This window comes from Rhodococcus sp. NPDC056506, assembly GCF_042794945.1.
Taxonomy (GTDB): Bacteria; Actinomycetota; Actinomycetes; order Mycobacteriales; family Mycobacteriaceae; genus Rhodococcus_F.
On the sequence record NZ_JBHTSW010000045.1, the window covers coordinates 40779 to 49622 of the forward strand.

Below are 8844 nucleotides of genomic sequence, written 5' to 3' on the forward strand. Positions count from 1 at the left end.
CTCGACCTGCGCGTATCAGGACGCTATGCGAGTGGTGCGACGGTGGCGCGCGTGTAGTTCACGTTCGGTTTCCGACATTCCTCCCCAGATGCCGTACGGCTCGGCGACGGTCAGCGCGTGGCTGCGGCACTGCATCAGTACCGGGCACTGACGGCACATTTCTTTCGCGCGGGTTTCGCGCTGGGCACGTGCTCTACCGCGTTCGCCATCGGGATGGAAGAACATCGAGGAGTCGACTCCGCGGCACAGACCGTGCATCTGCCAGTCCCAGATGTCTGCGTTGGGGCCTGGAAGGTGATTCGGTGCAGGCATGTTGACTCCTTACTGCAAGCTCGCGTTGATCAACGAGCGGACCAAGTTGCCCGGAGGTTATCCGGGCCTTCTGAATCGTTCACGCTTGCTAACCGTAAGGGTGCTGAGTAAATCGCGTCAATAGGCTCGTTCAGTGGCGATCGGCATATATCGAAATGCGAGAGTTAACGAAGTATATATTTACATTTCGGGTCCTCCGTGCGTTGTGCTGCGCCGATGTCGGAATCGGGTTGATCGAGGTGCCGAGCGAGAAACTTGGCTGCTCGAGATGCGAAACCCACAGATCAGGGATATGTTTGCTGCTGATCGCCTGGCGAAATCACTCCGTCGTTTAGCTCGGTTTGCGTCATTTGTCCGATATTGAGCGAACGAGGTTTCACTCCATTTCGGGACTTAGTGCCCCAGTTTCAACTAGGACATCTGTCCAATAAGTAATGCGCAGTTAACGTCACGGATATATGCCCGTTAAATATCATTACGAGTACATTTGGCAAATCTCAGTTGAATATCTGATTAACTCCGACAAACTTGCCTTTTCGCGTCTTGTGCGACTCACGGCATTGGTCGGGCGCTTGTCTGCAAGGGCTGCTGCAATGATCTACCTGTGTCGACACCTGCGCGCCCTGAAGCATCTGTACGATCCAGGACCCTCGAGTCCGCCGCATTCGGCGCGGATCCGGACCTCGACCGGCTCCCGGAGCCCGGCTCCACCCGGGATTGGTGGACAACGGCAGTGGTTCTGGGTGGTCAGGGGCACTACGCCAGAGCGCGGGCGGCCTTGGATGTCCTGGACCGGCGCACGTCGGGGTTCTCGACGCATTCGGATCGAGTCCTTGCCTCTCTGTCTGCCAGCACTAGAGCGTCGTTTCTTCGTCAAAGCGGACGCCATGCGCTCGCGGCCACGTGGGACGGGCGTGCATTGGCGATAGTCGACGGCCTGCCCGTCAACCCGGAGGCTGCCTGTGATGCGCTGACCGGTCTGGCCGCAGACGCCCTCGGCTGTGGCAGGCTCCCGCTCGGCTGGCGCCTGCTGGCGGAATGTCGGGCGCGTCTAGGTAACGAGGGCTGGCTGTGGCGGCAGGAAATTCGGATCGAATGGGTCTCGGCGGAACTGGCGCTGGCGGGAGGTGACTTCACGCGCGCCGGCAGACACGCAGAACGCGCCGTCGAATTGTCAGGGGAATCGGAGTCTGTCCGGCACCGCGTGAAGTCGGGTCTCTTGCGTAGCGCCGCCCTGACCGGAACAGACCCGAGCGCTGCCGTGGAGTCGGCAGTGGATGTGCTCGCACGGTGTCAGCAGTACGGCCTGCTGCCCCTGGCCTGGGCGTCGTCGATGTTGATCGAGGGTGTGAGCGGTGGGAGGACCTCACCGAGTGCCCGTGAGATCGGCGATCTGATCGCGATGCGAGGTGGATCACTCCTCCCTTTGTCTTAGCCGCTTCGCCGAAAGAGTCCGGAGAACATTCCAGACAGGGCTGATTCGATATCGCGACTGCTGGGCGGGCATGCGGAGACCAGCCGGTCCGGATGGTTACTCTTAGAGGGTTCCGCTGAGAGCGGGAGCACACCCGCTCGGGAGGTGCCACTGTAACGCCAGGATTTTCGCTGACGATGACAAATACGAGCGATGAGTTGGACACCGCGGTCGCCGCTGCTGCGCAGGGCGACCGTACAGCTCTAGCTTTGGTTCTGGAGAACATCCGACCGATGGTGGTGCGCTACTGCCGCGGTCGAGTGGGTGCGGCCGAGCGAGGACACCTGTCCGCTGACGACGTCGCACAGGAAGTGTGTCTGGCCGTGATGACCGCGCTGCCGCGTTATCAAGACCAGGGACGCCCGTTCATGGCCTTTGTGTACGGAATTGCGGCACACAAGGTTGCGGACGCACATCGAAGCTCCGCCCGTAACAAGTCGGAGCCCGTTTCCGAAGTACCGGATGTAATAGCACTGGATGATGGTCCCGAACAGCGAGCACTCGATTCGGAATCCAGCAGACAGATGCACGAACTGCTCGGCACACTTCCGGAGAAGCATCGAGAAATCTTGATACTTCGCCTGGTGGTCGGGATGTCGGCCGAGGAAACGGCCGTCGCCGTCGGTAGTACCGCCGGAGCCGTACGAGTCGCTCAGCACAGGGCGATCGCGAAACTGAAAAAAGAAGTAACGAAAGCAGGTGAGAGCTTTGGCTAGAGACGAGGAGCGTGACGCTTCGAATCTCGGTGATCTCGCCGACGACGGTACGCCAGTGGATTTGGCTGCGGTTCGGCGTGACGATGCGCTGATCGAATCCATTTCGAGTGGTGGGCCGGTAGCAACCGATAGCACCGAACAGTACGAACTTGCGTTGATTCTCTCGCAATGGCGTGACGATGTCGTTGCGACTCCGATGCCCGAGGGTCCGTTGTTGGACGACGTCATCGCTGCGATCACAGCGACGCCGTCCGGCTTCTCCGATCGTCAGCGTTCACGTTCCCGATTGCGAGTGGTCCGCCCGATCGCCGCCGCCGCAGCTGTGGCAGCAGTGGTCTTCGGTGGCGCCACGGCGATGGCGTACGACGCACAGCCCGGCGATGCTCTCTGGGGCGTCAAGCAGGTCGTCTTCGCGGACGAGGCAAACTCGACGGTGGCGAAAATCGACACGACCTCCGAGCTCGAGAAGGCCGAGCGTCTGTTGGCTGCTGGGGACATTCCCGCGGCAAAGATGGTGTTGGACAACGCAGCTCACCGTGCCGATGCGGTCAAGGACTCGCAGGACAAGACGGATCTCGTCGAGCGCTGGGGCAAGTTGATGACGCAGGTCCAGGAGACAACGTCACCCGCAGTGCCGCCGTCGACGACCGACCAGCAGTCCTCGATTGCCACCTCTCCCACGGCGATTCCGGGGATCTCAGTCAATCCGGCCAACCCTCAGCTGCCTGGCGGCGTGACCACGACGACAACGCCCAACCCTGGAATCATGCAGGCGCCTGGTCCAAGCGCGGCGTCGTCGACACCGTCATCGTCGCCCACGGCAACGACCACGACGACGACGACGACAACCACGACAACGACGTCACTGGCTCCGGCCTCGTCGCCGTCGGGTGATTCTTCTTCACCCCCGCCCTGATCGCATCGCTGCGATTCGAGTCATACGAAAGTGGCCGACAAGCAATTGCTTGTCGGCCACTTTCGTATGAACTTGGTGGGGTTTCGCTCAGCTGTCGAAACCGTCGCCGTGCATCGCCTCGTTCATCGACGCGTCGGCGTATCCGCGGCAGTAGTCCCACGTGACATATGCCTCAGGCATGGGGTCGTAGGCAGGCTCGTGGGGGCGGACGGTTCCGTCTACGAGGAGCTGCAGCAGGTTTGCGCGCAGCATGTCCCAGTCGTGGTAGTGATCTTGTTGGCAGTCCTCGCAGCACACTACGAGACCGCGGATGCCGCGGTGAGCGAGGAGTGCCTCGTAAACGGCGAGGTCAGCGAGATCCTCCTCGACCGCTTGGCGTTCGTGGGGGTCGAGTGGTTGGCCCGGCTCGATGGCATCGAGAGCCGCGGAGGGGTCAGCTGGGTCGCCGGCGAAGGGATCTGGCGGCAGACCGGGGGGCAGTTGATCACGCACAGCACCACGGTACGCAGGTCAGGGGGGTCAGCGCCACTTGTTACGCGTACCCGCAGCGTGGGTGGGATGGTTCGGACCTTTGAGTGAGCCGATACCATGGTGTGCAACGCCGGGAAAAGGTGCCAGGAATATCTTTCTGTGCAGGTGCCTTCTATCCGATATCCAGCTTTCGTAATCCGTTTCGAGGCGGCTGCTACAGCGGTCGCCCTGGGCGAATCTAGGTCCATGGAGGGTCCTGACCGCATGAGTAGTTCTGCAGGACATGTACACACCGGAGGAGACGACCCCAACAAGGTCGCGATGCTGGGACTGACATACGACGACGTGTTGCTGTTGCCTGCCGCGTCCGACGTCATCCCGAGCCAGGTCGACACGTCCAGTCAACTGACTCGCGACATCCGTCTGCGGATCCCGTTGGTCAGTTCTGCGATGGACACCGTCACCGAGTCGCGCATGGCAATTGCGATGGCCCGCGCCGGCGGCATGGGTGTACTGCACCGCAACTCGTCGGTCGACGTCCAGGCAGGGCAGGTCGAGACCGTCAAGCGTTCCGAGGCCGGCATGGTGACGGATCCCGTCACGTGTAAGCCGACCGACACGATGGGCGAGGTCGACGCGAAGTGCGCTCGCTTCCGCATCTCGGGTCTGCCGGTCACCGACGACGCCGGCCAGTTGGTCGGCATCGTCACGAACCGTGACATGCGTTTCGAGGTCGACCAGAACCGCCCGGTCGTCGAGATCATGACCAAGATGCCGCTGATCACCGCTCAGGAAGGCGTCACCGCAGACGTAGCACTGGGCCTCCTCCGTCGGCACAAGATCGAGAAGCTGCCTATCGTCGACGGCAACGGCAAGCTCACCGGTCTGATCACGGTCAAGGACTTCGTCAAGACCGAACAGCATCCCGACGCCACCAAGGACCGCGACGGTCGGCTGCTCGTCGGCGCTGCAGTGGGTGCAGGCGACGACGCTTTCCAGCGTGCGATGGCGCTCACCGATGCCGGTGTGGACGTACTGGTGGTGGACAGTGCACACGGGCATTCGTCCAACGTTCTCGACATGATCGCCAAGCTGAAGCGTGAACTGGGCGAGCGGGTTCAGATCATCGGTGGCAACGTCGCCACGCGCGCGGGTGCCTTGGCTCTCGTCGAAGCAGGCGTCGACGCCGTCAAGGTCGGAGTCGGCCCTGGTTCCATCTGCACCACCCGCGTCATCGCCGGTGTCGGTGCCCCTCAGGTCACGGCCATCCTGGAAGCTGTTGCCGCGTGCAAGCCTCTCGGTGTGCCCGTCATCGCTGACGGTGGACTCCAGTTCTCCGGTGACATCGCGAAGGCTCTCGCCGCGGGTGCGTCGACGGCCATGCTGGGCTCGCTCCTGGCCGGTACCGCTGAATCGCCCGGAGAACTGATCCTGGTCGGCGGCAAGCAGTTCAAGAGCTACCGCGGCATGGGTTCGCTCGGCGCGATGCAGTCGCGTGGTGAGGCCAAGTCGTACTCCAAGGACCGGTACTTCCAGGATGACGTACTTTCCGAGGACAAGTTGGTTCCGGAAGGCATCGAAGGACGTGTTCCGTTCCGTGGCCCGCTCTCCCAGGTGACGCATCAGCTCACCGGTGGTCTGCGCGCTGCCATGGGTTACACGGGGTCGGCGACGATCGAGCACCTGCAGAACGCTCAGTTCGTCCAGATCACGGCGGCCGGTTTGAAGGAAAGCCATCCGCACGACATCACGATGACTGTCGAAGCACCCAACTACACCGCTCGTTAGCAACCAGTACACGAGAAAGGGGCGCGCGTGCGCGACCTCGTTGAGATCGGCATGGGTCGAACGGCCCGACGTACCTATGAGTTGGACGATGTGAACATCGTTCCCTCCCGGCGAACCCGTTCGTCGAAGGAGGTGTCGACTGCTTGGCAGCTCGACGCTTACAGGTTCGACATTCCAGTCCTCGCACATCCCACCGACGCGTTGGTCTCACCGACCTTCGCGATCGAGCTGGGAAAGCGCGGCGGCCTCGGTGTCATCAACGGTGAAGGCCTGTGGGGCCGTCACCCCGATGTCGAGGAGAAGCTCCGGCGTCTCGTCGAGATCGCCGAGAAGGACGGTGGGGTCGACGCGGCCATCCGTTATCTGCAGGAGTTGCACGCGGCACCGTTGCAGGCCGGTCTTCTGGCCGCCGCGGTCGCGCAGGTCCGTGATTCGGGGGTCACCACTGCCGTTCGCGTCAGCCCGCAGAATGCGCGCGCACTGACGCCTGAGCTGATCAAGGCCGGAATCGACCTGTTGGTCGTCCACGGCACGATCATCTCGGCCGAGCACGTCGTGCACACCGAGCAGGAACCGCTCAACCTCAAGACGTTCATCTCGGAACTCGACGTTCCGGTTGTCGCGGGTGGGGTCAGTGACCACCGCACCGCCCTGCACCTGATGCGTACCGGCGCTGCCGGCGTCATCGTCGGGTACGGCTCCACCGAGGGCGCAACCACCACCGGTGAGGTCTTGGGTATCGGTGTTCCGATGGCCACGGCCATTGCCGATGCTGCAGCAGCCAGGCGCGACTACCTCGACGAGACGGGTGGACGCTACGTCCACGTCATCGCCGACGGTGACATAGCAACCTCGGGCGATCTGGCGAAGGCCATCGCCTGCGGTGCGGACGCTGCAGTTCTGGGAACGCCGCTGGCCGTGTCGGCCGAGGCGCCCGGTGGCGGCTGGTACTGGCCGTCCGCTGCGGCTCATCCTTCGGTTCCTCGAGGAGCGCTTCTCCCGGTTTCCTACGGTGAGCGTCCGAGTCTCGACCAGGTTCTGAGCGGTCCGTCGGATGACCCGTACGGTTCGCTGAACTTCGTCGGCGGTCTTCGTCGGTCGATGGCCAAGGCTGGGTACTCCGACCTCAAGGAGTTCCAGAAGGTCGGGCTGACGGTCCGCGCGTAGTTTGTACTTCTCTGTGGCCCTGGTTCCTCGTGAACCGGGGCCACAGTTCGTTGTGCAGGACTTTCGTCCGTTCCTGATACTTGCGGTTACGCTTATGAGACCCCTTGTGGTGGTAGTCACAAGGAATAGGTGCATACTGGCGGGTAACTACGGTTCACGGTGGAGGTGTCCTGATGGGCAAGCAACGGGCAACGGACTACGACGTACTGATCGTCGGATCCGGGTTCGGCGGAAGCGTGAGCGCGCTTCGTCTCGTGGAGAAGGGCTACAAGGTCGGCGTCATCGAAGCCGGCCGACGGTATGCCGACGAAGACTTCGCGAAGACCAGCTGGGATCTCAAGAAGTTCCTCTGGGCTCCGAAGCTGGGTTGCTTCGGCATTCAGCGCGTACATCTGTTGCGCGACTGCCTCATTCTTGCCGGCGCGGGTGTCGGCGGCGGTTCGTTGAACTACGCCAACACGCTCTACCAGCCGCCGGAGCCGTTCTTCCAGGACAAGCAGTGGGCGCACATCACCGACTGGCGCAGTGAACTCACGCCGTACTACGAGCAGGCTCAGAAGATGCTCGGTGTGGTCCGCAATCCGCACATGACGCCCGCCGACGAGATCATGAAGTCGGTCGCCGACGACATGGGCGTCGGAGACACGTTCATCCAGACGCCCGTCGGCGTCTACTTCGGTGAACCGGGCAAGAAGGCGAAGGACCCGTACTTCGGCGGTGTCGGACCCGAGCGCACCGGTTGCATCGAGTGTGGCGAGTGCATGACAGGCTGCCGTCACGGAGCAAAGAACACTCTTCTCAAGAACTACCTCGGCCTTGCCGAGACCGCTGGGGCCGAGATCATTCCGATGACCACCGTGTCCGGACTTCGTGAGGCTCGCGACGGTTCGTGGGACGTGTTCACCGAGCGAACCGGTGCATTCGGACGCAAGAACCGCCGCACGTACACGGCTGCGAACGTCATTCTCGCGGCCGGAACGTGGGGCACTCAGCATCTGCTCTTCGACATGAAGGACACCGGAGCGCTGCCCAAGCTTTCCGACAAGCTCGGCGAGCTGACTCGAACGAACTCCGAATCCATTGTCGGCGCAGGCAAGTACAAGGTCGATCCCGCACTCGACCTGACCCGCGGAGTGGCGATCACGTCGTCGTTCCACCCGAGTAGTGACACCCACATCGAGCCGGTCCGCTACGGCAAGGGTTCCAACGCGATGGGACTGCTGCAGACCTTGATGACGGATGGCGGTGGCTCGACACCGCGGTGGATCAAGTTCCTCGGTGTGGTCGCGAAGAACCCGTACCAGATGCTGCGCATGCTGACGGTCAAGGACTGGAGCGAGCGCACGATCATTGCCCTGGTCATGCAGAACCTCGACAACTCGATCACCACGTACACGAAGAAGGGCCTGTTCGGTCGACGCAAGGTCACCAGCAAGCAGGGCCACGGTCAGCCGAACCCGACGTGGATTCCGGAAGGCAACGAGGCGACGCGTCGAGTTGCCGCGAAGATCGACGGCGTCGCAGGCGGTACGTGGGGCGAGATCTTCAACGTGCCGCTGACGGCGCACTTCCTCGGCGGTTGCGCTATCGCGTCGGATTCCGATCACGGGGTCATCGATCCCTACCACCGCGTCTACGGCTACCCGACGCTCAGCGTCGTCGACGGAGCAGCGGTCTCGGCCAATCTCGGTGTGAATCCGTCGCTCACCATTGCCGCTCAGGCTGAGCGCTCGGCCTCGCTGTGGCCGAACAAGGGGGAGACGGACCTGCGTCCCGCTCAGGGCAGCGGCTACGAGCGTTTGACTCCGATCGCACCCAAGTCGCCCGTGGTTCCGGCGTCGGCTCCGGCCGCGCTGGTTCTGCCGATCGTGAAGATCACCGGCGGCAAGACAGCTACCGCTGTTCCGGCGGAGCCTGCAGCCGGATAAGGTCTCCGCAAACGAAGATGGGGCGTGGCGGGGCGGGTAAAAAGACCCGCCCCCAACCATGTTAAAGGGGTG

Annotated in this window: 8 protein-coding genes; 6 read left to right on the forward strand and 2 right to left on the reverse strand. The window is 62.6% G+C overall.

Going from position 1 to position 8844, the window contains the following annotated elements; genetic code table 11:
* Positions 1 to 15 precede the first annotated feature (15 nt).
* Positions 16 to 312 (reverse strand): WhiB family transcriptional regulator, encoded by a 297-nt coding sequence (locus ACFQ6H_RS25515; RefSeq protein ID WP_003940939.1) that lies wholly within the window; start codon positions 310 to 312, stop codon positions 16 to 18.
* A 604-nt stretch (positions 313 to 916) separates the two neighbouring features.
* On the opposite strand from ACFQ6H_RS25515, the gene ACFQ6H_RS25520 reads away from it, so the two are divergent.
* The 3 genes from ACFQ6H_RS25520 (at position 917) to ACFQ6H_RS25530 (ending at position 3418) form a co-directional block, all read left to right on the forward strand.
* Positions 917 to 1747: a hypothetical protein gene (locus ACFQ6H_RS25520; RefSeq protein ID WP_378649355.1), complete on the forward strand. Its 831-nt coding sequence runs from the start codon at positions 917 to 919 to the stop codon at positions 1745 to 1747.
* A gap of 176 nt (positions 1748 to 1923) precedes the next feature.
* Positions 1924 to 2502 carry a sigma-70 family RNA polymerase sigma factor gene (locus tag ACFQ6H_RS25525; protein WP_003940953.1) on the forward strand — a complete coding sequence of 193 codons (579 nt, stop codon included), beginning with the start codon at positions 1924 to 1926 and terminating at the stop codon, positions 2500 to 2502.
* Positions 2486 to 3418: an anti-sigma-D factor RsdA gene (locus tag ACFQ6H_RS25530; RefSeq protein ID WP_378649357.1), complete on the forward strand. Its 933-nt coding sequence runs from the start codon at positions 2486 to 2488 to the stop codon at positions 3416 to 3418. Before ACFQ6H_RS25525 ends, ACFQ6H_RS25530 begins: the two co-directional genes overlap by 17 nt.
* Before the next feature lie 87 nt (positions 3419 to 3505).
* On the opposite strand, the gene ACFQ6H_RS25535 is transcribed toward ACFQ6H_RS25530, so the two are convergent.
* A complete protein-coding gene (locus tag ACFQ6H_RS25535) occupies positions 3506 to 3910 on the reverse strand; it encodes a DUF5319 domain-containing protein (RefSeq protein ID WP_003940777.1) in 405 nt (134 codons plus the stop codon).
* 243 nt (positions 3911 to 4153) lie between these two features.
* Between ACFQ6H_RS25535 and guaB the strand changes: the two genes are divergently transcribed.
* The 3 genes from guaB to ACFQ6H_RS25550 all read left to right on the forward strand — a co-directional run bounded on the left by guaB (position 4154) and on the right by ACFQ6H_RS25550 (position 8772).
* Positions 4154 to 5677 (forward strand): IMP dehydrogenase, encoded by a 1524-nt coding sequence (gene guaB / locus ACFQ6H_RS25540; protein ID WP_283303226.1) that lies wholly within the window; start codon positions 4154 to 4156, stop codon positions 5675 to 5677.
* 27 nt (positions 5678 to 5704) lie between these two features.
* Positions 5705 to 6844 carry a GuaB3 family IMP dehydrogenase-related protein gene (locus tag ACFQ6H_RS25545; RefSeq protein ID WP_003940976.1) on the forward strand — a complete coding sequence of 380 codons (1140 nt, stop codon included), beginning with the start codon at positions 5705 to 5707 and terminating at the stop codon, positions 6842 to 6844.
* Positions 6845 to 7017: 173 nt separating this feature from the next.
* Positions 7018 to 8772, forward strand: coding sequence for a GMC oxidoreductase (locus ACFQ6H_RS25550; RefSeq protein ID WP_378649359.1), 1755 nt, complete (start codon positions 7018 to 7020; stop codon positions 8770 to 8772).
* Positions 8773 to 8844: the final 72 nt, after the last annotated feature.